Consider the following 23466-nt stretch of genomic DNA (forward strand, 5'->3'; position numbering starts at 1 on the left):
GGAGCACGGGGGGAAACGCAGTGTCGGACAGGTCGCAGACGTCGCACGGCCCGGAGGCTCAGAGCCTCGTGCGGCAGCAGGGCATCAGCCGGGGCATCAGCGTGGGGGAGCTGGACCTCGACGGTCTGGACGGGGGTGTCCTGTCTCTGACGCCCGCGCCGGGCGGGCCGCCGGTCGGCCACGGCGAGGTGTACGTCCTGGTCAGGCTGCGGGGGCGGCCGGTCGGGACGGTGATCGAGCAGGTCCGGGAGGGCGACGACGCGGCCGAGGTGCTGGCCGGGGCGGCCCGCAAGCAGCTCACCGGGTTCGTGCCCGAGGAGCGGCCCGCGCCCGGTGTGGCGCTGCCGCGCGCGAGCGTCGTCGTCGCCACCCGGGAACGCGCGAGCCAACTCGCCCGCGCCCTGGACTCGTTGCTCGGTCAGGACCACCCCGACCACGAGATCCTCGTCGTCGACAACAACCCCGCCACCGACCAGACCCGCGAACTGGTCGAGCGGCGCTACGCCCCGCTCGGCGTGCGCTACCTGACCGAACCCGTGCCGGGTCTGGCCGCCGCCCACAACCGGGGCGTCGCCGCCGCGCACGGCGAGATCATCGCGTTCACCGACGACGACGTGATCGCCGACCGGCGCTGGCTCTCCTCGCTGGCCGCGCTTTTCGCCCAGGACCCCCGACTCGGCTGCGCCACCGGCCTCATCCTGCCCGCCCGGCTGACCACTCCCGCCCAGATCCTGCTGGAGAGCCACGGCGGCTTCACCAAGGGCTTCGCACCCCGCCACTTCGACCCGCGCAGACCGCCCGCCGACGAACCGCTGTTCCCGTTCACGGCGGGAAGGTTCGGCTCGGGCGCCAACATGGCGTTCCGGGCCGCGGCGCTGCGCGCGGTCGGCGGCTTCGACCCGGCGACCGGCACCGGTACCCCGGCCCGCGGCGGCGACGACCTGTACGCCTTCGCCCGGATCGTCGTGGCCGGCCACCGGCTCAGCTACACGCCCGAGGCGCTGGTGTGGCACCACCACCGCGAGACCTGGCAGGACCTGGAGAACCAGGCGTACGGATACGGCGCCGGGCTCACCGCCTACCTCACCGCGATCATCGCGCGACGCCCGGCGCTGCTGCCCGCGCTGCTCGCCCGGGTGCCGCGCGGCATCGCGCACGCGCTCGCCATCAGCGCCCATCGCGACGCCGGCGAGCAGTCCGTACCCGGCGAGCACGGCTCGCAGAGCTACCCCTGGCCGCGCTCGCTGTCCCGCCTGGAGCGCCGGGGCATGCTGTACGGGCCGCTCGGCTATCTGCGCGCCCGGCGCCGGGTGCGCGGCCACCGGCTGCCCTGGCAGGTGGCCCGATGAGCGGCCGGGCCGCCCGCATCCCGGTGCTCCTGTACCACGCGGTGATGGACGACCCGCCGGACTGGATCGCCGAATTCACCGTCACACCAAGGCAGTTCGCGGACCAGCTCGACGTCATCCGCGACAGTGGGCGTACGCCGGTGACCATCAGCGCGCTCGCCGCGCACCTCGCCGGGCGGGCCCCGCTGCCGCCCCGGCCCGTCGTGCTCACCTTCGACGACGGGTTCGCCGACCTGCCGGGGAGCACCGCCGAGGCGCTCGCCGAGCGTGCCGTGCCCGCCACCGCCTATCTGACCACCGGCGCGATCACGCCCGGCCGCCGCAGCCTGCTGCCGCCCGCCCCGATGATGAGCCTCGACCAGGCGAAGCTCCTGGAGGAGTACGGCCTCGAAGTCGGCGGGCACACCATCTCGCACCCGCAGCTCGACACGCTGACGCCCAGCGCCCTCAAGCGTGAACTCGTGGAGTCCAAGGCTGTGTTGGAGGACGCGCTCGGCCACCGGATCGATCATCTCGCCTATCCGCACGGCTACAACAGCCGCGCCGTGCGCACGGCCGCGCGCGCCGCCGGGTACGAGACGGCGGTGGCGGTACGGCACGCGCTCAGCTCGGAGCGCGACGAGGCGTACCGCATCGCCCGGCTCATCCTGCGCCGCGGTCACACCCTCGCCGACGTCGGGGCATGGATGCGCGGGGAGGGGGCGCGCGCGGCGCCGTACAACGACTCGCTGCGGACGGTCGGCTGGCGCCTGTACCGGCGGACCAGGGCCGCCGTGAAAGGGCCGGTGTTCGCGGGCTAGCGCCCGCGGGAGCGGTCTGCGGTGTAGCCACACAGACGCGAAGAGTGTTCTTATACTTCGCTCAAGGGGACAGCCAGGGGACAGCGGCGTGACGGCCGCGACCACATCTGTGGGGGGAGTCGCACTGTGCAACAACGTGTGCCCGCGCCGGCCCGGGGGAGCAAGCGACGGCCCCCCGGCGGCACGGCCCGACAGCAGGCGGCCGACGGGCCCGTGAAGGGCGCCCCGCGACGCTGGTCGGGACCCGATCTGATACAGCCTCAAATCCTGTTCACCTGGCTGCCGTTGGCGCTCGCGGCCGCGTTATGGGCGTACTCGCTGCCGCACATCGACTACCGCCACATGGGCGACTGGGGCCTGCTCGACAAGCTGCCCGCCGCCTTCTGCGTGTCCCTCGCCGTCCTGACCGGCGGCTTCGTCGTCAGCCTGCGGCGGGCGGGCACCGCGCCCTGGTGGCCGGGGCTCTACAGCGTGGCCCTGCTCTTCGCGCTGAAGGCGCCCACCGCGATCCTGTACGACTCGGTGCGCTACCCCTGGTCCTCCAAGCACGACGCGGTGGTCAACCACCTTCTCGCCAACCAGGAGCTGCGGCCGGGCGTACCGCTGTCCGGCAACATGGCGGCGTACGACCAGTGGCCCGGCTTCTTCACGCTCAACGCCGGTCTGGTGCGCGCCTTCGGCGTGGACACCGCGGCCTCCTACCTCAACTGGGCCTCGCTGTTCTACGGCGTCGTCCTGATCCCGGTGCTCGTCCTGATCTACCGCACCTTCGCCGAGGACTGGCGGCTGGTGTGGACCGGCGTATGGATCTTCGAGGTCGCCAACTGGGTCGGCCAGGACTACTTCTCGCCGCAGGGCATGGCGCTGATCCTGCACCTGGCGGTGCTCGCCGTGGTGTTCCGGCACTTCGTACGCCCGGGGGCCGCCGGCGAGCTGCGGTCGCGGGCCAACCTCGACCCGGCCGCGGCCAGCGTCCCGCCGCCCACCACGGGGCGCCAGCGAGCCGTCTGCATCACCATCCTCGCGCCGATGATCGCCGCCATCAACTTCACCCACCAGCTCACCCCGGTGATGCTGTGCGTCGCCCTGGTCGCCCTCAACCTGACCCGGCGCTACCGAAACCCCGGGCTGCTCGTCGTCACGGCCGTCATCATGCTGATCTGGGACGTCACGATGGGGCGCCCGCTGTTCGTGGAGACGCTCGCCTCCCTGAAGGAGTCGGTGGGCAACCTCCTCAACAACTCGCGCGCCGGATACGCGGGTCAACTCACCGGCCCCGGACCGGTGTTGCAGGGCCGCGCCGATGTCGTCATGGTGCTGGTGATCGCCGCTCTCGCGGCGGTCGCCGTCGTCCTGCGGCGCAAGCTGGTCAAGAGCGCACTGCCGCTGCTGCTGGTGTCGGTGGCGCCGGTGCCACTGTTCGCCGTCAACGACTACGGCGGCGAAATGCTCTTCAGGGTCTACCTGTTCGGGCTGCCCGGTGCCGCGTTCTTCGCCGCCGCGGCCCTGGTGCCGGCGGCGGCCGGGCAGGGCGAGGGGCGGATCAGACCCGTGGTGCGCCAACGGGTCGCGGCCGTCGCGCTGCCGGTGGTGCTCGCCCTGCTCGTCGCCGGGTTCATCCCCGCCTACTACGGCAAGGAGCGCATGTACTACACGCCGCCCGCCGAGACGGCGATGGTGACCAAGGTGCTCGACAACGCGCCCAAGGGCTCGATGATCCTCGCCGTCACCGGCTCCTTCCCGCAGTCGCTGCACCGCTACGACCAGCTGGAGCACTGGTACGTGGCGGAACAGGAGGAGCCGCAGAACGCGATCATGCTGCGGGATCCGGTGGGCTACCTGGAGCCCCAACTACCCAAGGACGGGCGGCCGGTGTACTTCATCCTCACGCGCACGCAGGACATCTACACGGCGGGGGAGGGGCTGCTCCCCGCAGGCGGCTTCCAGCAGCTCAAGTCCAAGCTCAAGGCTTCGCCGAGGTTCCGGGTGATCGACGAAAGCGCGTACGGAACGGTGTTGCAGTACGTGGCACCGCCCACCCGCTGATCGTCCCCGATCGCCGGACAGGCTGGTTGTGCCCGTTGCCGGGATCGCCCCGCCAGGGGCGCGGGGAACTGCGCGATCAAGCCCGCACGGTCCGCGGCCGAAGGGGGGCCAGGGGCGCGGGGAACTGCGCGATCAGCCCCACACGGTCCGCAGTCGAGTAACGACACACACTCACCACCCCCGATGACCCGGAGGTCGTCGCAATGACCCTCAACCAGACCCACATCAGAGTCACCGTCGCACTCTCCGGCTGGCTCGCGCTCGCGGCATCCGCACTGCCGAGCCCGAGCCCCGCCCGCTGGATCCCGGTACTGATCTTCGTCGTCCTCGGCCCCGGCTTCGCGCTGCTCTACCCGCAGCCCGACACCCTGCGGCCGGGGGCCCGCCTGGAGGCGCTGGCGCTCGCCGCGCCGCTCAGCCTGTCGTTCGGGGCGCTCGTGTCCACCTGCCTCTTCCTCGTGCACGGCTTCTCCGCGACCGCCTTCCTGATCTCGCTGGCCGCCTTCTCGACCGTGGCCTGCGCCTTCCCCGGGCTGCCGTTGCCGGCCGCGACCCGGGGCGCCGTCGAGCGCACCCGCGCCAAACCCGGGGCCGGACGGTGATCCGGTTACGGGGGCGCCGCGGCTTCGTCCCCGTCGTGGTGATCCTCGCGGCCGGGCTGATCGCCGGGCTCGGTATCTGGCTCGCCCAGCCGGAGAAGCGATCCGGGGCCCCCGGGTGGGACGCGCTGCCCGCCGACGCGGCTTCGGGCCCCGCGCCGGCCGGCCGGTGCGCACCCTCGGCGACGCTGGTTCCGCCGTGCGGGGCCTGGTGGGGCGCGTACGTCCCGTACGCGAAGAACGGCTCCCTGAAGGACGCCGTGCACGGCTTCGAGTCCCGGATCGGGCGCAGGATCGATCTGCTGTACACCTACCACGACATGTCCAGCACACCACTCGACGGTGAGCTGCTGACCCCCGACGAGCAGGAGCTCGGCCGGGACCGGATGCTCATGCTGGCCTGGGAGTCCACCGTCTGGCGCAAGCCGCACCACGAGGGATACACGGAGGACCAGCTGGGCTGGGCCAAGCTTGCCTCGGGCGCGTACGACGAGGAGATCATTGATCCGCAGGCGCGCCGCATCAAGGCGTACGGGAAGCGGATCTTCTTCTCCTTCGACCAGGAGGTCGACGCCCGCACCCCGGACGCGGGGACACCCGAGGAGTACGTGGCCGCCTACCGCCACCTGCACGACCGGTTCAGGGAACTCGGTGTGGACAACGTGGTGTGGGTGTGGACGGTGTCGGGCTATCTGCCCAACGGCGAGCTGTTCAAGCGGCTGTATCCCGGCGACGACTACGTCGACTGGATCGGCATGGACCAGTACAACTACTACCTCTGCCACAAGACCACCGACTGGCAGAGCTTCGCGGACAGTCAGAAGCCCACCTACGACTGGCTGCGGGCGAACGTCTCCGACCGCAAGCCGATCATGCTCTCCGAGTTCGCCACCGCACCCGATCCGAGCCGGCCGCAACGGGCCGGGCAGTGGTACGAGCAGGTGCCCGGCGTCGCGAAGAGCGCCCTGCCGGACGCGAAGGCGCTGGTGATGTGGGACCGGTCGGTGCCGGGCAAGGACTGCGATCTGACGGTCAACTCCGGTTCCGCGCTCGCCGGTTACAGGCGCGCCGGTTCGGACGCCTACTTCAGGCAGCCCGTTCCCGGTCGCTGAACCAGCGGTGGATCAGGGCGGCCGCCGCGGCCGCGCACAGCCCGGCGAAGACGGGCAGCGCGACCGCGGCGAACGTCCCCTGTGCCGCCCAGCCCACGACCGCGAGCACCCACACCGCGACCGAGGTGACCCGCCAGTGCGCGCCGACCGCGCGCAGGGCCACCGTCGCCAGCGCCAGGCACAGCAGTTGCAGGGCCGTCGGCAGCCAGCGCGCCACCCCGCCCGGGTCGGCGAACCCGGCGGTCTCGGCGAGGAACCGGACCAGCTGGGCGTGCCAGGGGCCGGACACCGGATCGGGCGGTACGCCGAGGATGACCGGCGCGGTGTGCAGCCCGGCGACGGTCACCCAGAGACCGGCCACGAGCAGCCCCGGGCACGGCCGGTACAGCGACACCGCCGCGCTGCACACCACGATGAGCAGCACCCCCGCGGTCAGGCTGACCGGCGGCAGGGCGTGCAGGAGGCCGGTGCCGTTGAGGTGGGCGCCGGGGGTGTCCTCGGCCCGCGACAGCGGCACCCAGAACAGTCCCGCCGCCAGGCCGAGCAGCAGCCACAGCGCGGTCGTCAGGAGTGACTCGTCGCTCTCGCGGGCCGCCGGATCGGGCAGGGTGCGCAGGTGCAGGGTGGTCGCGAAGCCCTGTTCGGGGTGGGCGCCGGGCACGTACACGGGGATGCCGAGGGCGGGGGTCGCGGTGTCCATGCCGCCGCGCAGATACGCGGTCTGGGTGGCCCAGCGCGTGCCGTACTCCTGGGCCTCCTCGGTTCGGGCGGCCTGCGCCCGCCGGGCCCAACTGGTGCCGTACTCCTCGGACTTGGGCCTGCCGGGGGTGCGGATCGTGGCGCGGCCCGCGAGCGCGCCGCGCAGTCCCGGTACGCAGCACAGCGCCATCACGCTCATCGCGCACAGCTGTGCCCAGCCCGCGCCGGAGATGCCGAACCTGCCGAGCAGCACCGCTGCGCTGCCCAGCACCAGGGTGCACATCGCGCCCTGGAGGATCGCCAGCATGCCGGTGCGGCCCTGGACGCGAAGGACCCCGATGTACAGCTCGACGGCGACCCGCGGGATCGCGGCGGCGGCCAGCAACTGGAGGACCAGCGTGCCGTGTTGGGCGTAGTCGCCGCCGAAGGGGCCGAGGATCCGGCGGGCGAACAGGATGAGGAAGAGCACGACCGGGATCAGCAGCAGCGCCATCCGGCGCAGCGCCCCGCGCACCCCGTCGGCGAGCTTGTCCGGGCTGTGCGAGGAGTGCGCGGTCAGCGAGGAGGCCATGTTCGTGGCCATGAACTCCATGGTTCCGCCGACCGTGTACGCGATGAAGAAGAAGCCGTTCTGCGCGGCGGGGAAGCGCACCGCGACCATCACCGGAAGCAGGTTGATCATCGCGAGCGAGAACAGCGCTCCGACCGAGTCGCCGGCCAGGAAACGGCCGATCTCGCGCAGCTCGGGCACCGGCCGGTCCCGGTCGGCGGCCGCCTGCGCGGGGATCAGCCTGCGGAAGATCAGCCAGCCCAGCGGCAGGATGGACAGCACCATGGCCGCCGCCCAGGAGACGAAGACGCCGAGCGCGAGACTCGCGCAGGCGGCGAGCAGGAGCAGCTTGCCGAGCGAGAACACGGCGTTGCCGACCGGCACCCAGATCGCCTTGCGCAGACCGGTCAGGACGCCGTCCTGAAGGGTGAGGATCGCCCAGGCCACCGCCGACACCGTGAAGACCGCCCCGGTGGTGAGCCCGGCCAGTGGCGCGTAGGAGGGCCCCCACAGCGGCAGCGTGAACAGGAAGACGACGGACGCGACGGCCACCACGGCGGTGCTCGCCACATAGGCGCGCAGCACGAGCGGACCGGTGGAGCGACCGGCCCGCGGTATGTAGCGGACCACCGCGCCGATCATGGTGGTGGCGGTGATGGAGGCGAGCAGCTTCATCGCGGCGATGGCGGCCGAGCCCTGCCCGACCGCCTCCTCGCTGTAGTAGCGGGCCGCGACCAGCCAGAAGCCGAGGCCGAGGGCGGCCGAGACGGCGGTGGAGAGCATCAGGGCGTAGGCGTTGCGGAACATCGAGTCCCCGCCGCCGTCGCCGGTGGTGGGGGGCGGGCCGTGGGTGACGGCCCGGTCGGACGGCACGGCGGTGTCCTCGATCTCGGTTCTGGCCGTGTCAGACACCTGCGGGGCCGCCCCTCGCGGGCTGGATGCCCGCCTCGTGCAGCACCTTGATGGTGCGCTCGGCCTTCAACGGGTCGACGGGCAGCGCGTGGTGGGCGAACCAGCGCCCGGCGTCCGGCGCGGGGGAGGGGTCGGTGAAGGCCGCGCCCGCGTAGTCGTCGAGCGGAGGGTCGTACAGGTAGCCCACGGTGATCCGCTCGCGGGCGAGTGCGGCACGGGCCGCGTCCCGGTCCTCGACGAGCAGCGGCACCCGGAACAACGGCTGCACACGACCCGGCTTCGGCCGCGCCCACTCGGTGGCGAGCAGCCTTTCGGCGCCCGTGCGGTGCGCGTCGAGGACGGCGTCGAGGCGGCTCAACTTCCGTGCGATCCGCCCGAGTCGCAGCCTTCCCCCGCTCGCCCGGTAGTCGTGCATGTCGACCCGTACCCAGGAGTGGAAGGCCGCCAGGCCCGGCGCCGTGTCGAGGGCGCGGCGCAGGTCGCCGGGGCGCAGTGCCATCCGGATGTCCTCGCGCTCCTGCTGCCCGAGCATCCTGAGCACCGCCCAGGCGGCGGGCGCCAGGCGCAGTCCGCGCACCGTCGCCTCGGCGTACGGCCGGGCCCAGTAGGCGAGTTCGGCGCTCGCCCGGGGCGGGGTGAGCAGTTCGTCGCGGGCCTTGGCGAGGGCCTCGCGCAGGCCCGGGTCGGCCGGCGCGAGGAAGCCGCCCGCCTTGGCCGCGGTGTGCTTGGAGAGGCTGAAGACGGCGGCCTCGCCGTAGCCGCCGACCTTGCGGCCGGCCGCCTCGCTGCCGATGGCGTGGGCGGCGTCCTCGATGAGCGGGATCCCCAACTCCTCGCATCTGGCGCGCAGTTCGGGTGCCGGGTCGGGGTTGCCGTACAGATTGGTGGTGAGGACGCCGGACAGCTGGGGCCACAGGGAGTCGGGCACAGCGGCCAGGTCGATGGATCCGTCGTGCGGATCGAGCGGCGCCTGCACGGGCCGCAGACCGGCGGCGAGCACCACGAAGAAGATGACGTCGTCGTTGACCGGCGACATCAGGACCCGGCCGCCCGGCGGGCACCAGTGCCTGAGCGCCAGGTAGAGACCGAGCCGGCAGGACGGCACATAGAGGCACTCACGCCCCAGCCGTTCGCGCATCAGCCCTTCGAGCTCGTCGTACGCCGTGAAGTACGCCATGAAGTCCCCCCAGACCCCCGCATCCCCAGCGCTCAATGTGACCCAGTGCGCACCGCTTCGTCAACAATGCGGAAGGGCCCGCCCCAGAACGGAGCGGGCCCTTCGCACGGGTGTGCGTCACTCCACGACGGTCAGCCCCTTGCGGAGCTTGCGCAGGGTGCGCGAGAGCAGCCGGGAGACGTGCATCTGCGAGATGCCGAGCTCCTCACCGATCTCGGACTGCGTCATGTTGGCGACGAAGCGCAACGAGAGGATCTTCCGGTCCCTGGAGGGGAGTTCGGCGATCAGCGGCTTCAGCGACTCGATGTACTCGACGCCTTCGAGGTCGTGGTCCTCGTAGCCGATCCGGTCGGTGAGCGCGCCCTCGGAGTCGTCCTCCTCGGGCTGGGCGTCGAGCGAGCTCGCGGTGTACGCGTTGCTCGCCGCCATGCCCTCGACGACTTCTTCCTTCGTGATGCCGAGGCGTTCGGCGAGCTCGCCCACCGTCGCCGAGCGGTCCAGCTGCTGGGCGAGCTCGTCGCCCGCCTTGGCCAGGTCGAGCCGGAGTTCCTGCAACCTGCGCGGGACCCGTACGGACCAGGAGGTGTCACGGAAGAAGCGCTTGATCTCGCCGACGATGGTCGGCATCGCGAAGGTGGGGAACTCCACGCCGCGGTCGAACTCGAACCGGTCGATCGCCTTGATCAGACCTATGGTTCCGACCTGGATGATGTCCTCCATCGGCTCGCTGCGGGAGCGGAAGCGCGATGCGGCGAACTTGACCAGTGCGAGGTTCAGTTCGACCAGGGTGTTGCGCACGTACGCGTGCTCGTGGGTGCCCTCTTCGAGCGTGTCGAGACGGGCGAAGAGCGTCTTCGACAGGGCCCGCGCGTCGACGGGGCCGACCTCGGTGAAGGGCGGGATCTCGGGAAGTCCCTCAAGTCCCTCGGGCTCGTACGGTCGTTCCTGTGGGGGGATGTGCGGTGCGTGCTTGATCGACGTATCGTGCGATTCGTCGAGCCGGGGTGACATGGGGTCTCCTCCATCGTTCTCGGCATATGGCTGCCGATGCCCATACGTGTTCCGCGGTGTGCGGCGCCTCCGTGGCCGGTCGTGTTGAATAGCTGTCCCTACTACCCCTACCCGCTTTATGTAGCCGTGTGCAAGGCTCATTTGTGCATATATGTCCGGTTTAGGGGGAAGTTCGAGTTCCGGATCGCGTAGGGAAGGCGTAGTGTTCTTGGGAAGTTACGACGAATCGGCGAAGAGGGACGGCATGGACCGCGGCACGGTCGGCAGCACCAACAGGGGCCGGCTCAGGGTCGGAGTCCGCACCGAGGGGCACAGTGAGGTGCTGACCCCGGCGGGTGAGCTGGATCACCATACCGCGGACCTGCTCAGGGAACCGATGGAAGCCGCGATCGCCGCAGGGCGCACGCGGCTCGTCGTCGACTGCTCGCAGCTGGAATTCTGCGACTCCACCGGACTGAACGTCCTGCTCGGCGCCCGCCTCAAGGCGGAGGAGCTCGGCGGCGGGGTCCACCTGGTGGCGATGCAGCCGGTGGTGGCGCGAGTATTCGAGATCACGGGGGCGGAAGCGGTCTTCACCGTGCATGATTCGCTCGATACCGCTCTGTGTGACTGACCCCGATTCGTCCGGGCAGGAGAGCACACTGAAGACGTTGGCGAATCGGTGAGGTGAAGCGCTGATGAGCACCACCCGGGAGCAGACGCCGGGCGACCGTGGACCCGAGTCCCACGACGCCGGGCCCGCTGCCGTTCCGTCGGAAGCCGACGGCGCGGCCGCTGTCCCGTCCGCGCGCGTCCTCGCGCTGAACGGGGCGAGCGGCATCGTCCCCCTCGCCCGCGACTTCACCCGGCAGGCGCTCTACGACTGGGGGTGGCTTCCGGCGTCGAGCGCCGAGAGCCGGGCCGCCGCCGAGGACGTCCTGCTCGTCGTCTCCGAGCTGGTCACCAACGCCTGTCTGCACGCCGAGGGCCCCGAAGGGCTGAGGGTCTCGCGCACCGCGAAGGTGCTGCGCCTGGAGGTCAGCGACCTCGGTGCGGGCCAGCCCGCACCGCGCACCCCGCACCGCGCGGGGCGGCCGGGTGGGCACGGCATGTTCATCGTGCAGCGGCTGTGCCTCGACTGGGGCGTGATACGCACGCCGGGCGTGGCCGGCAAGACGGTCTGGGCGGAACTCGCGGCACCCGCGTAACTCCTGTTCTAACTCCTGTTCACGGTTACCGGCGGTACGGACCGCCGGTCCATCGGCATGTCCACAGATCGATCCGCCCTGTTGTGTGTCTTCCCTCGACAAGGCCCCGGGCGTACCTTGAGCGCCCAATCTGATGTGCCGTCAGTAACTTGGCGGCCTCCGGCATAAGGGGAATTCGAGGTGTCGTACCAGAAGAGGACAGCTCTCGCGCTGGCGACCGCGGTGGCGGGCTCGGTGGTGCTGATCACCGCCCCGCAGGCCCAGGCCTCCGTCGTGGACGTCAACTACAACTGCCAGACCCCGATCGGCGCGAAGAGCGCGGTGTCGCCGATCGACATCAAGGCGGTCAAGAGCGGCAGTTCCTACAAGGTCACCATGTCCTTCCAGAAGGGCGTCTCCTCCAGCCCGGTCGCGCTCGGCTCGGGCGCGATGAACCCGAGCGCGGTGATCAACCTGGGCGGCGCCGACAAGGGCACCGTCTCGGTCACGGGCCCGGCCAACTCCGCGGAGATCCCCGCCAACACCCCCATCAAGATCAGCGACCTGTCGGGCAGCTACGTCCCGAAGGCCAACGGCAAGGTCACCTTCACCGCCGGCATCCTCACCATCAAGGCGCTGGGCACCACCACGACCTGCACTCCCGGCAACAGCCCCGGCCCCTCCCTGGAACTGGACGTCACCGGCGCGAGCGCGTCCGCCGGCGGTTCCGGCGGCCCGGCCGCCCTCCCCAAGACCGGCCCCCTCGACTCGGCCGTCGCCCTCGGCACGCTCGGCGGCACCGTGGTCCTGGTCGGCGCGGCCGGAGTGCTGTGGCTGACCCGGCGCAATCAGCGGGTCTGACCCTTCATCTCGTACGCCCCCGACCGGGAACCCCCTCGCACCCGAGGAGCCGCCGATGCGTTCGATCCGCCTGGCCCTACCGGCCACGGCCCTGCTGCTGTGCGCGTTACCGGCGCCCGCCGCGCAGGCCGCACCGGCCACGGGCGGGGACTGGACCGCCGCGCCCGCATCCGGCGGCGGGACCCGCCCCAGCACCGACGGCAGGCCCTACTTCTATCTGGAGGGCGCCCCCGGCGCGGTCCTGGAGGACAAGGTCTCGCTGAGCAACCCGTCCGGCACGCCCGTGACCCTGAAACTGCGCGGCGCGGCCGCCTACAACACCGCGAACGGGTCCTTCGCCGCGCGCGAGGCCCCCGACCCGTGGATCGAGCTCGCCGCCCCCGAGGTGAAGATCCCGCCGCACACCCGCGCCGACGTGCCGTTCGCGGTCACCGTCCCGGCCGGTGCGCAGCCCGGCGACCACCCCGCCGCCCTCGTCGCCGCGGCAACCGGTCGCGAGGTCGGCGTGCGCCTGCAACTCCGCGTCGCGGGGCCCACGTTGAGCGCGCTGACCGTCGAGTCCGTACGCCTCGACAAGGGCCGTCGCCTCATCCGCTACGCCCTGGTCAACCGGGGCAACGCCACCCTGGCGCCGCGGCTCGCGCTGCACGCCGACGGGGTGTTCGGCCGGGTCGTTGACCGCCCCGCCAGGACCCTGCCCGTCGAGCTGCTGCCCGGTCAGCGCGTCGAGCTGACCGAACCCTGGCCGCACCCGCCCGCCCTCGACCGGGTCACCGTCCGCCTCGACGTCACCGCCGACGGTGCGGCCCGCTCCACCGCCGCGGCGACGGCCACCTTCCTGCCGTGGGGCGCGGTCGCCGGGACCGGCCTCGTACTGCTCGGCGGCGCGGCCGCCGTCCTGCGGCTCGTGCGGCGCGGACGCCGGGCCACGACCCCCGAAGTACCCGCACCAGAACACGAGTTGGCGCAGACAGGAGCTCTTCGGTGAAGCCACACCTGAGGCGCGCGGCCCTCGCCCTGCTGCTGGTCGGCCTCCTCGCGCCGGCGATGGCCGGGCCCTCGTACGCCGCCCCGGTGGGCCCCGCGCGCAGTGTCGCGCTCTCCCAGGCCGAGGCCGCCAAGGGAGCCGACATCACGGTCACCGGCAAGGGCTGGCGGCCCGGCGCTCTGCTCATGCTGTTGGTGTGCGGGCAGTCCACCCCCGACCTGGGGGTCATCGGCGGCACCAACTCCTGCTCCAACGCCGACGGCCAGGCCGTCACCACCGACGCCAAGGGCTCCTTCAGCAAGGTGCTCCCGGCCGCGCCGCCGCCCAAGCCGTGCCCATGCGTCGTCCACGTGGCCACCGTGCAGGGTGAACAGGCCGTCGTGGACACCGAGTTGAAGATCACCGGGCACCCGGTGGCGCCGCTGCCCGACCAGAGCGGTCAGGGCAAGCTCGCGGTGCTCGCCGAGCCCCGTCTCGACGGCAGCGGCTCCCTGCTGACCTGGTTCGGCGCGCCGCCCGCTCGCACCCTGGTCTTCACCGTCGGCAACCTCGGCTCCGCCCCCGTCAAGGACCCGGTCTTCCAACTCGGCACCGCCCACGGCGTGTTCGCCCCGCAGTGGGAGGACCGGCAGTGGAAGGGCACCGTCCAGCCCGGCCAGAAGGCCGAGGTCAAGCTCGACTTCGAGCTGTCGGCCGGAGCCCACGGCGACTACCAGGTCTCGATCCAGTACGCGAAGAAGCTGCTCGCCACCGAGCCGTGGGGGGTGGACCGGCCGTGGGGCGTCACCCTCTTCTGGATCCTGCTCTGCCTGGTGGTGCCCGCCGCGGTCTTCCGCATCGGCATGGCCGTGGTGGACCGGCTGCGCCCGCGCGAGGGCCATCGCGTCAACCCCGGCCGCCACCGCGGCGTAGGGCTGCGCGAAGTCGCCCTGAAAGTGCCGAAGTTGGCCCGCGGCCCCGGCGTCACAGCGCCCGCGCCGCCGGCCGAGCCGGAGCCACCCGCGACCGCTCCGCCCCCGACCACGGCCGCGCTGCCGTGGTTCACCCCCGACTCCGCACCGTCCGAGAACCACCCCACCCGTTTCAACCGCCCCACGACGAAGGGAAATTCGTGACCACGCAACGGAGGATGAGCGCGGCCGGTCTCGCGCTGATGCTCGGCGGCGCGGGGATCATGCTGGCCGCAGGCCCCGCACAAGCAGCCGAAGTCTCGTACGCCACTGAGTGCATACCGCCGTCCATCTCCGGTCTGCCGCCGGTCGAGGGAACGACGAAGGTGCAGATCACCGCGCCTGCCACGGCCAAGGTGGGCGACGAGGTGGACGTCGTCTGGAAGTTCACCCAGGCCGCGTCGAACAATCCGAACGTCCTGGACCTCAACAAGGACGTGGTCCAGCCGACCGGCACCCTGAAGGCGGCGGGCGCGCAGAGCGCCGACATCGCCATGAAGGGCCCGCGGCAGAACCCGCCCATCCCCAAGAACAGTCCGATGATCCTGCCGGACATGACGGCCAAGCTGAAGCTGACCAAGGCGGGCGACGTCACGCTGACGCCCGACGCGTACAACATCAACGTCAACCAGATCATGTCGACGGACACCAAGTGCACGCCCAAGGCGACGGTCGGAGTCGGCGCGACGATCAAGGTGACGGACGCGGGGGGCACCTCAGGGGGCACCTCGGGGGGTTCGACCACCGGGGGCACGACCGGTGGTTCGACGGCCGGGGGATCCACGAGCGGCGGGTCCACCTCGGGCGGCACGGCGACCGGCGGCTCGGCGACCGGCGGGTCCACCACCGGGGGCACCGCGACCGGCGGCTCGACCACCGGGGGCACCGCGACCGGCGGCTCGACCACCGGGGGCTCCACCTCCGGCGGCACGACCGGTGGCAGCGGTGGCCAGAGCGACTTTCCCGGCAAGGAAGTCGCCGTCGACTTCGCCTGCCAGTCGCCCGGACCGGCCGCCATCCAGTCCAAGGTGACGATCAACGCCAAGAAGAACGGCGGGAGTTACGACCTCACCGTCAAGACCGCCAAGGGCGTCATGAACAGCCCCGCCGACCTTCCGGCGGGCGCGCTCAAGCCGTCCATGCAGGTCACCGTCGGCGGCGCCGACAAGGGCTCGGTGGCGGTCACCGGTCCCGCCAACCCCGACCCGATCAAGTCGGGGGCGCCGGTGAGCCTCACCGACATGACGGGCAGCTACAAGCCCGGCGCCTCCGGCAAGTCCACGCTGAGCCCCGGAGACCTGTCCATCGACGTCACCCTGGGCGGCGCGCCGATCCACATCCCGTGCAAGGTCTCGGGTTCGGCGCCGGTCTCCCTCGAACTGGACACGGCGGCCCAGCCGGGCGGCGCGGCCGGTGGCACCGGTTCGTCGGGCTCCGCCACCACCTCCGGTACGTCGGGCTCCTCCTCCGGCGGCCTCGCCCAGACCGGCGCGAGCGACAACGGCGCCCTGCGCGCCCTCGGCCTGGTCGCCGGCACGGTGATCCTGCTGGGCGGCGCGATCTTCACCTTCACGCCGTGGAAGCGGCTGCGGGGGACGCGCTGAGCGCTCGCCCCTTCAGGGCGCGGTACTCGGCAACGACGAAGGGCCGCCGCACCGGATCGGTGCGGCGGCCCTTCGGCTGAGCGGGCGGTGCTAGTGAACGCCACCCATGAGCGGCTTGACCTTCTTGCGGAACATGAAGATCGCGACACCCGCGAGGACAGCGAGCCCGCCCTGGCTCGCGAACCAGTACGAGGAGTCGGTCGGCGCGCCGATCAGCTGGAGCAGCGCGATGACCGAGTCGCCGGCCGTGACGGCCAGGAACCAGACGCCCATCATCTGGGAGGCGTACTTCTCCGGCGCCAGCTTCGTGGTCAGCGAGAGCCCGACCGGGGAGAGCGTGAGCTCACCGACGGTCTGGATCAGGTAGACGGCACACAGCCACAGCGGGGTGACCTTGACGCCGCCGGAGGAGGCGCCCTGCGCCAGCATCATCACGAAGAACGAGAGGCCGATGAGCGTGAGGCCGAAGGCGAACTTCGACAGCGTGCTCGGCTCCTTGCGGCGCTTGTTCGTGTACACCCAGAGCCAGGCGAAGACCGGCGCCAGGGCCATCACGTACAGCGGGTTCAGGGACTGGAACCAGCTGGACGGGAAGTCGAGGCCGAACAGGCTGTTGGAGGTGTTGTCCTGCGCGAACACGCTCAGCGTCGAGCCGGTCTGGTCGTAGATGCCCCAGAAGACGGCCGCGGCGACGAAGAACCAGACGTACGCCGACATGCGGGACTGCGAGACCTGGTCGAGGTCCTTGTCGCGCTTGATGCGCAGCAGGTACCAGGCCGGGATGACGAGGCCCGCGATGGTCAGCGGCCACATCGCCCAGTCGACCGAGAAGTGACCCGAGACGGCGAGGGCGCCGTACGCGACGACCGCCACGCCCAGCCAGATCAGGGCCTTCTTGATGATCGCGGCGCGCTCGGCACCGGACATCGGCGTCGGGACGACGTCGCTCTCCGCCGACATGTGGCGGGTACCGAGGAAGAAGAACAGCAGGCCCAGTGCCATACCCACACCGGCGAGGGCGAAGCCGAAGTGCCAGTTGACCTTCTGGCCGACGGTGCCGATGGTCAGCGGCGCGGCGAAGGCACCGAGGTTGATGCCCATGTAGAAGACCGTGAAGCCACCGTCGCGACGCGGGTCGTTCTTGTCCGGGTACAGGTGGCCGACCATCGTGGAGATGTTGGCCTTGAGGAGACCGGAGCCGAGCGCGATGGCCGCCAGGCCGATGAAGAACGAGATCTCGACCGGCACGGCGAGGAGGAAGTGGCCGATCATGATGATCGTGCCGCCGATGGCGACGGTCTTGCGGGCACCCCAGGCACGGTCGGCGAGCCAGCCGCCCGGCAGGGCGAGCAGGTACACCATCGCGTTGTACACGGAGTAGATCGCGGTGGCCGTGGCCATGTTGAAGCCGAGCCCGCCCTGGGACGCCGGGGCGACCAGGTAGAGCACGAGCAGGGCCCGCATGCCGTAGAAGCTGTAGCGCTCCCACATCTCCGTCATGAAGAGGTTGGCCAGGCCGCGGGGGTGGCCGAGGAAGGTCTTCTCGGTGCCAGTTGTGCTGGCGGAGTCCTTCGTCAGGCTGGACGCCATGGTCGATCCTTGCTTGCTCGGGACGCGCGCTTCGTGAGCGTTGGGTCGCGCCCGGTGGGGGAAAGCCGGCACCGGCATGGGAACTGTCCCCCCAACGCCCATGGGGTCCGCTCCGTGGGGGAGGCGGTAAGGACAGACCACACCGGGATCCACGCCCCGTGCGCATCTTCGCGCAGGGGCCCGGCCCGTAGGTCATTCACTGATCTCAAGACCGGCAAAGCCGATCTTGTGCAGATAAAGAGACCCTTGGCGCACCAAGCAGGCCAAAGGTCTCGAGTAGTGCTATAGGCGTTGGGACACCATACGTCACCAGAGTGCGGCATATGGAAGGACTTGAGAGATGGATCACAGGCATCCGTGGAACCAGTGGCACTGATTCGAAGGTGTTCAACAAGATCACATCGCATACCCACGGGGTGGGTGGATCACCTCACGCATTGTCGCCGCCGCGGACTACCATCACCCCCATGACCCGTGTACTGCTCGCCGAGGACGACGCGTCCATCTCGGAGCCACTGGCCCGCGCCCTGCGCAGGGAGGGTTACGAGGTCGAGGTGCGCGAGGACGGCCCGACCGCCCTCGACGCCGGACTACAGGGGGGTGCCGACCTGGTCGTGCTCGACCTGGGGCTCCCCGGCATGGACGGCCTCGAAGTCGCCCGGAGGCTGCGCTCCGAGGGACACACCGTCCCCATCCTCGTGCTGACCGCCCGCGCCGACGAGGTGGACACCGTCGTCGGCCTGGACGCCGGCGCCGACGACTACGTGACCAAGCCGTTCCGGCTCGCCGAACTGCTCGCCCGGGTCCGGGCGCTGCTGCGGCGCGGCGCCACCGAGCCGGTGCCCCAGCCCGCCACCCACGGCGTGCGGATCGACGTCGAGTCGCACCGCGCCTGGATGGGCGACGAGGAGCTCCAGCTCACCGCCAAGGAGTTCGACCTGCTGCGGGTCCTGGTGCGGGACGCGGGCCGGGTCGTCACCCGCGACCAGCTGATGCGCGAGGTCTGGGACACCACCTGGTGGTCCTCGACCAAGACGCTCGACATGCACATCTCGTGGCTGCGCAAGAAGCTCGGCGACGACGCCGCCAACCCCCGGTACATCGCCACCGTGCGCGGTGTCGGTTTCCGCTTCGAGAAGAGCTAGAGCCCCGCCGAGCATGCGCCGTCGACTGATCAACTCCACCCTCGCGGTCGTGCTCGTGGTGATCGCGGTCTTCGGCGTCTCCCTCGTCATCGTCGAGACGCGGACCATCAGCAGCAGCGCCCAGGAGAGCGTGAACTCCGAGGCACTGCGGCTGGTCTCCGTGGTCGACAGCCGCACCCTGGCGAACGAGACGGTCAACTCCCAGGTCCTGAACGAGCAGATCGACCCCAAGCGGTACGCCCGCATCTCGATCCCCGGCCGCCCGGCCATCGAGATCGGCCAGAAGCCCGAGGACTCCGTGATCCGCGGCACCGCCGAGGGCGAGCGCGGCGAGTCCGTCCTGGTCGAGGAGTCCCGCTCCACGGTCACCAAGGAGGTCGGCCGCACGCTTTTGATCATCGGCGCGGTGGCCCTGCTCGCCATCGTCTCCGCGGTGCTCCTCGCCGTACGCCAGGCGAACAAGCTGGCCTCCCCGCTCACCGACCTCGCCGAGACCGCCGAGCGGCTCGGATCGGGTGACCCGCGCCCGCGCCACAAGCGGTACGGGGTGCCCGAGCTCGACCGGGTCGCCGATGTGCTCGACGCTTCCGCCGACCGGATCGGCCGGATGCTCACCGCCGAGCGCAGGCTCGCCGCGGACGCCTCGCACCAGTTGCGCACGCCGCTGACCGCGCTCTCCATGCGACTGGAGGAGATCGCCCTCACCGACGACCTCGACACGGTCAAGGAAGAGGCGACCATCGCGCTCACCCAGGTCGAGCGGCTCACCGACGTGGTGGAGCGCCTGCTCACCAACAGCCGTGATCCGCGCACCGGTTCGGCCGTCGTGTTCTCCCTGGACGAGGTCGTCAAGCAGCAGCTGGAGGAGTGGCGCCCGGCCTACCGCAGCGCGGGCCGCGCGATCGTGCGCTCGGGGAAGACGGGTCTGAAGGCGGTCGGCACCCCGGGCGCGGTCGCCCAGGTGCTCGCCGCGCTGATCGAGAACTCGCTGATGCACGGCGGCGGCACCGTCGCGGTACGCACCCGCGTCACCGGCAACCAGGCCGTGGTCGAGGTCACCGACGAGGGCCCCGGTGTGCCGCCCGACCTCGGGGCGCGGATCTTCGAGCGGACCATCAGCGGCCGCAACTCCACGGGCATCGGCCTCGCGGTCGCCCGCGATCTGGCGGAGGCCGACGGCGGCCGGCTCGAAATGCTCCAGCAGCAGCCGGCGGTGTTCGCGCTGTTCCTCAGCCGGGAGGCGCGGGGGCGCCGGGATGCGCCGCAGTCCACGACGATCCGCTGAGGGTCCCGCCCGAGCCGAGGGCTCCCGCCTAGGGCTCAGCGCGCGTGGTCAGCGCTTGGCGGCGGGGACGGGGGGTCGGTGGGAGTCGCTCGGGGAGCCGCCGCGGGAGTCGAGAAACGATTCCGCCGTCTGTACGGCCTCCCGGACGGGCAGCGCCTTGAAGACCCAGGTGCGGTAGGACCAGAACCGGAACAGCGTGCCGAGCCCGATGCCGAGGAACTTGAAGAAGTTGTTCTGCCACGGGCTGTTCCAGCCGAAGCCGTACGTCGCCGCGTACAGGATGCCGTTCTCGATCACCGCGCCGACCACGCTGAACAGCAGGAACAGGGTCAGCTCGCGGGCCCGGCCGCTCTTCTCGCGGTCGCGGTAGGCGAAGTAGCGAAAGCCCACGTAGTTGAAGGCGATCGCGATGCCGGTCGCCAGCAGGCTGGCCCGGACCACCTGGAGGTCGGTGGCGTGCCGCAACAGGTTGAAGGCGCCCATGTTCACGAGCACCCCGAGACCACCGACGGCGCCGAACTTCGCGACCTCGCGGACGAGCAGTCGCAGTCGCGTGGGAAACGCGTCCTGTGCACTCATGGTGATCGCCCAGCCCCGTCCGAGTCGGTGTGCTTGTCGTGCCAGTCAACCCGCCCATGCTAACCACCGCCCCTGAGCAACGCCCGTGGGCACCCGGGAACGCCCGGGGCACCCCGGGCCCTGCGGGCTCGCCGGGGACGGCGGATACCCTGGGGGTGTGACGTTCCCGGTAGTCGGCATGGTCGGCGGCGGTCAGCTCGCCCGCATGACCCACGAGGCGGGCATCCCCCTCGGCATCAGATTCAAGCTCCTCAGTGACACCCCCCAGGACTCGGCGGCCCAGGTGGTGAGCGAGGTCGTCGTCGGCGACTATCGCGACCTGGACACGCTGCGTGACTTCGCGCGCGGCTGTGACGTGATCACTTTCGATCACGAGCACGTACCCACCGAGCACCTGCGGGCCCTGGAAGCGGACGGCATCGTCGTCCGCCCGGGGCCCGACGCGTTGGTGCACGCCCACGACAAGGGGGTGATGCGCGCCAGGCTCTCGCAGATCGGCGCGCCCTGCCCCCGGCACCGCATCGTGGCGGATCCGTCCGACGTCTCGGCCTTCGCGGCCGAGGGCGCGGGCTTCCCCGTCATCCTCAAGACGGTGGTGGGCGGCTACGACGGCAAGGGCGTGTGGTTCGTACGCTCCGAGGCGGACGCGGCCGACGCCTTCAAGGCGGGGGTCGCGGTGCTCGCCGAGGAGAAGGTGGACTTCGTGCGGGAGCTGGCGGCCAACGTCGTGCGCTCGCCGCACGGCCAGGCGGTGGCGTACCCCGTCGTCGAGTCCATCCAGGTCGACGGCGTGTGCGACACCGTGATCGCGCCCGCCCCCGACCTCGACGGCGAACTGGCGGGCGAGGCCCAGCAGCTCGCGCTGCGGATCGCCGCCGAACTGGGCGTCGTCGGCCACCTCGCGGTCGAGCTCTTCGAGACGCGCGACGGCCGCATCCTGGTCAACGAACTGGCGATGCGCCCGCACAACTCGGGCCACTGGACCCAGGACGGCGCGATCACCTCGCAGTTCGCCAACCACGTCCGTGCCGTCCTCGACCTCCCTCTGGGCGACCCGCGCCCGAGGTCGAAGTGGACCGTCATGTGCAACGTGCTCGGCGGCGACTACCCCGACATGTACTACGCGTATCTGCACTGCATGGCGCGCGACCCCCAGCTCAAGATCCACATGTACGGCAAGGACGTGAAGCCCGGCCGCAAGGTGGGTCACGTCAACACCTACGGCGACGATCTCGCGGAGGTCCGCGAGCGGGCCCGCCACGCGGCCGACTACCTCAGAGGAACGATCACCGAATGAGCAGCGCTCCCGTCAACGGCCCCCTCGTCGGCATCGTCATGGGCTCCGACTCCGACTGGCCGGTCATGGAGGCCGCCGCCAAGGCGCTGGACGAGTTCGAGATCCGCTACGAGGTCGATGTCGTCTCCGCGCACCGGATGCCGCGCGAGATGATCGCGTACGGCGAGGACGCCGCGGGCCGCGGCCTGAAGGCGATCATCGCGGGCGCGGGCGGCGCCGCCCACCTGCCCGGCATGCTCGCCTCGGTCACCCCGCTGCCCGTCATCGGCGTCCCCGTCCCGCTCAAGTACCTGGACGGCATGGACTCGCTGCTCTCCATCGTGCAGATGCCCGCGGGCGTCCCGGTGGCCACCGTCTCGGTCGGCGGCGCACGCAACGCGGGTCTGCTCGCGGCCCGCATCCTGGCGACGCAGGACCCCGAACTCCTGGTGCGCATGCGGGAGTTCCAGCAGGAGCTCAACGACCAGGCGACGGAGAAGGGCAAGCGGCTGCGCACGAAGGTCGAGGGTTCGGGCGCGTTCGGATTCGGAAAGTGAGTGCCATGACTCCTCTCGATGAAGCCCGCGCGCTGCTCGCCCGCCACCCCGTCGTCGACGGCCACAACGACCTGCCCTGGGCGCTGCGCAAGAAGGCCGGCTACGACCTCGACCGCTGCGACCTGGCGACCGACCTGACCGGCCACACCCACACCGACCTGGGGCGGCTGCGATCGGGCGGGGTCGGCGCGCAGTTCTGGTCCGTGTACGTCCGTACCGACCTGGCGGGCGACGAGGCGGTCAGCGCGACCCTGGAGCAGATCGACTGCGTCGACCAGATGCTGGCGCGCTACCCCGGCGACCTGGCGCCCGCGCTCACCGCGGACGACATGGAGGCGGCCCGCGCCGAGGGCCGCATCGCCTCCCTCAAGGGCGCCGAGGGCGGCCACTCCATCAACAACTCCCTCGCCACACTGCGGGCGTTGTACGCGCTCGGCGTGCGCTACATGACGCTGACCCACAACGACAACATCGCCTGGGCGGACTCGGCGACGGACGAACCGGGCGTGGGCGGCCTCTCGGCCTTCGGACACGAGGTCGTCCGCGAGATGAACCGCATGGGCATGCTGGTCGACCTCTCGCACGTGGCGGCGACGACGATGCGGGCGGCGCTTGCCACCTCGGAGGCGCCGGTGATCTTCTCGCACTCCTCGGCGCGGGCGATCTGCGACCACCCGCGCAACGTGCCGGACGACGTGCTGGCCCAGCTGCCGTCGAACGGCGGGGTGGCGATGGTGACCTTCGTACCGAAGTTCATCCTGCCCGCGGCGGTGGCCTGGACCCAGGCCGCCGACGAGAACCTGCGCGCGCACGGGCTGCACCACCTCGACACCTCGCCCGAGGCGATGAAGCTCCACGAGGCCTTCGAGTCGGTGAACCCGCGCCCCATCGCGACGGCTGCCACGGTCGCGGACCACCTGGACCACATGCGCGAGGTGGCGGGCGTCGACCACATCGGCATCGGCGGCGACTACGACGGCACGGCGTTCACCCCCGCGGGCCTGGACGACGTGTCCGGCTACCCGAACCTGCTCGCCGAACTCCTCACCCGGGGCTGGTCCTCCGCCGACCTGGCGAAGCTGACGTGGCAGAACGCGGTACGGGTGCTGCGGGACGCGGAGTCGGTCTCGGGGGAGCTGCGCGCCCGGCGCGGCCCGTCGAACGCGACCCTGTCCCAGCTGGACGGCTGACCCCCCACCCCGGGGGCCGG

The 23466-nt window shown here is 71.3% G+C and carries 21 protein-coding genes; 16 read left to right on the plus strand and 5 right to left on the minus strand.

Going from position 1 to position 23466, the window contains the following annotated elements; genetic code table 11:
* Positions 1-95: 95 nt before the first annotated feature.
* The 5 genes from OG522_RS22710 (at position 96) to OG522_RS22730 (ending at position 5906) form a co-directional block, all read left to right on the plus strand.
* Complete coding sequence (locus tag OG522_RS22710; protein ID WP_329467690.1) at positions 96-1349, plus strand: glycosyltransferase; 1254 nt, start codon at positions 96-98, stop codon at positions 1347-1349.
* Entirely contained in the window at positions 1346-2149 is an 804-nt protein-coding gene (locus tag OG522_RS22715) for a polysaccharide deacetylase family protein (protein WP_329464841.1), read from the plus strand. Before OG522_RS22710 ends, OG522_RS22715 begins: the two co-directional genes overlap by 4 nt.
* Before the next feature lie 126 nt (positions 2150-2275).
* Positions 2276-4195: a hypothetical protein gene (locus OG522_RS22720; protein ID WP_329464842.1), complete on the plus strand. Its 1920-nt coding sequence runs from the start codon at positions 2276-2278 to the stop codon at positions 4193-4195.
* A gap of 203 nt (positions 4196-4398) precedes the next feature.
* Positions 4399-4797, plus strand: a complete 399-nt coding sequence (locus OG522_RS22725) for a hypothetical protein (protein WP_329464843.1) — start codon at positions 4399-4401, stop codon at positions 4795-4797.
* Positions 4794-5906, plus strand: a complete 1113-nt coding sequence (locus OG522_RS22730) for a glycoside hydrolase family 26 protein (RefSeq protein WP_329464844.1) — start codon at positions 4794-4796, stop codon at positions 5904-5906. Before OG522_RS22725 ends, OG522_RS22730 begins: the two co-directional genes overlap by 4 nt.
* On the opposite strand, the gene OG522_RS22735 is transcribed toward OG522_RS22730, so the two are convergent.
* The 3 genes from OG522_RS22735 to OG522_RS22745 all read right to left on the minus strand — a co-directional run bounded on the left by OG522_RS22735 (position 5881) and on the right by OG522_RS22745 (position 10255).
* Positions 5881-7962 carry a lipopolysaccharide biosynthesis protein gene (locus OG522_RS22735; protein WP_443074839.1) on the minus strand — a complete coding sequence of 694 codons (2082 nt, stop codon included), beginning with the start codon at positions 7960-7962 and terminating at the stop codon, positions 5881-5883. The genes OG522_RS22730 and OG522_RS22735 overlap by 26 nt on opposite strands.
* Before the next feature lie 97 nt (positions 7963-8059).
* On the minus strand, positions 8060-9244 hold the full coding sequence (locus tag OG522_RS22740; protein WP_329464845.1) for a DegT/DnrJ/EryC1/StrS family aminotransferase: 1185 nt from the start codon (positions 9242-9244) through the stop codon (positions 8060-8062).
* Positions 9245-9361: 117 nt separating this feature from the next.
* On the minus strand, positions 9362-10255 hold the full coding sequence (locus OG522_RS22745) for an RNA polymerase sigma factor SigF (RefSeq protein WP_329464846.1): 894 nt from the start codon (positions 10253-10255) through the stop codon (positions 9362-9364).
* 244 nt (positions 10256-10499) lie between these two features.
* Here OG522_RS22745 and OG522_RS22750 point away from each other — a divergent pair, with 244 nt between their 5' ends.
* The 6 genes from OG522_RS22750 to OG522_RS22775 all read left to right on the plus strand — a co-directional run bounded on the left by OG522_RS22750 (position 10500) and on the right by OG522_RS22775 (position 15824).
* Positions 10500-10868: an STAS domain-containing protein gene (locus OG522_RS22750; RefSeq protein ID WP_329467692.1), complete on the plus strand. Its 369-nt coding sequence runs from the start codon at positions 10500-10502 to the stop codon at positions 10866-10868.
* A 64-nt stretch (positions 10869-10932) separates the two neighbouring features.
* Positions 10933-11442, plus strand: a complete 510-nt coding sequence (locus OG522_RS22755; protein ID WP_329464847.1) for an ATP-binding protein — start codon at positions 10933-10935, stop codon at positions 11440-11442.
* 180 nt (positions 11443-11622) lie between these two features.
* Positions 11623-12282, plus strand: a complete 660-nt coding sequence (locus OG522_RS22760) for a peptidase (RefSeq protein ID WP_329464848.1) — start codon at positions 11623-11625, stop codon at positions 12280-12282.
* 55 nt (positions 12283-12337) lie between these two features.
* Complete coding sequence (locus tag OG522_RS22765; RefSeq protein WP_329464849.1) at positions 12338-13270, plus strand: hypothetical protein; 933 nt, start codon at positions 12338-12340, stop codon at positions 13268-13270.
* Between the two features lie 59 nt (positions 13271-13329).
* Positions 13330-14385: a hypothetical protein gene (locus OG522_RS22770; RefSeq protein ID WP_329467693.1), complete on the plus strand. Its 1056-nt coding sequence runs from the start codon at positions 13330-13332 to the stop codon at positions 14383-14385.
* Positions 14386-14399: 14 nt separating this feature from the next.
* Positions 14400-15824, plus strand: coding sequence for a hypothetical protein (locus OG522_RS22775; RefSeq protein ID WP_329467694.1), 1425 nt, complete (start codon positions 14400-14402; stop codon positions 15822-15824).
* A gap of 90 nt (positions 15825-15914) precedes the next feature.
* Here the strand turns inward: OG522_RS22775 and OG522_RS22780 are convergent, their stop codons facing one another.
* A complete protein-coding gene (locus OG522_RS22780; RefSeq protein WP_329464850.1) occupies positions 15915-17414 on the minus strand; it encodes a peptide MFS transporter in 1500 nt (499 codons plus the stop codon).
* 467 nt (positions 17415-17881) lie between these two features.
* Between OG522_RS22780 and OG522_RS22785 the strand changes: the two genes are divergently transcribed.
* Positions 17882-18559 carry a response regulator transcription factor gene (locus OG522_RS22785; RefSeq protein WP_053725082.1) on the plus strand — a complete coding sequence of 226 codons (678 nt, stop codon included), beginning with the start codon at positions 17882-17884 and terminating at the stop codon, positions 18557-18559.
* Between the two features lie 13 nt (positions 18560-18572).
* The gene (locus tag OG522_RS22790; RefSeq protein ID WP_329464851.1) at positions 18573-19844 is read left to right on the plus strand and encodes an ATP-binding protein; all 1272 of its coding nucleotides are present in this window, start codon (positions 18573-18575) and stop codon (positions 19842-19844) included.
* Between the two features lie 48 nt (positions 19845-19892).
* On the opposite strand, the gene OG522_RS22795 is transcribed toward OG522_RS22790, so the two are convergent.
* Positions 19893-20423, minus strand: a complete 531-nt coding sequence (locus OG522_RS22795) for a GtrA family protein (protein WP_329464852.1) — start codon at positions 20421-20423, stop codon at positions 19893-19895.
* An 85-nt stretch (positions 20424-20508) separates the two neighbouring features.
* Between OG522_RS22795 and OG522_RS22800 the strand changes: the two genes are divergently transcribed.
* Genes OG522_RS22800 through OG522_RS22810 form a run of 3 tightly spaced genes read left to right on the plus strand, consistent with a single transcriptional unit; the run spans position 20509 to position 23446 of the window.
* On the plus strand, positions 20509-21720 hold the full coding sequence (locus OG522_RS22800; protein WP_329464853.1) for a 5-(carboxyamino)imidazole ribonucleotide synthase: 1212 nt from the start codon (positions 20509-20511) through the stop codon (positions 21718-21720).
* Complete coding sequence (gene purE, locus OG522_RS22805; protein ID WP_329464854.1) at positions 21717-22256, plus strand: 5-(carboxyamino)imidazole ribonucleotide mutase; 540 nt, start codon at positions 21717-21719, stop codon at positions 22254-22256. Before OG522_RS22800 ends, purE begins: the two co-directional genes overlap by 4 nt.
* A gap of 5 nt (positions 22257-22261) precedes the next feature.
* Complete coding sequence (locus tag OG522_RS22810) at positions 22262-23446, plus strand: dipeptidase (RefSeq protein WP_329464855.1); 1185 nt, start codon at positions 22262-22264, stop codon at positions 23444-23446.
* Positions 23447-23466: the final 20 nt, after the last annotated feature.

Origin of the sequence: Streptomyces sp. NBC_01431, from assembly GCF_036231355.1 — a bacterium.
Lineage (GTDB): Bacteria > Actinomycetota > Actinomycetes > Streptomycetales > Streptomycetaceae > Streptomyces.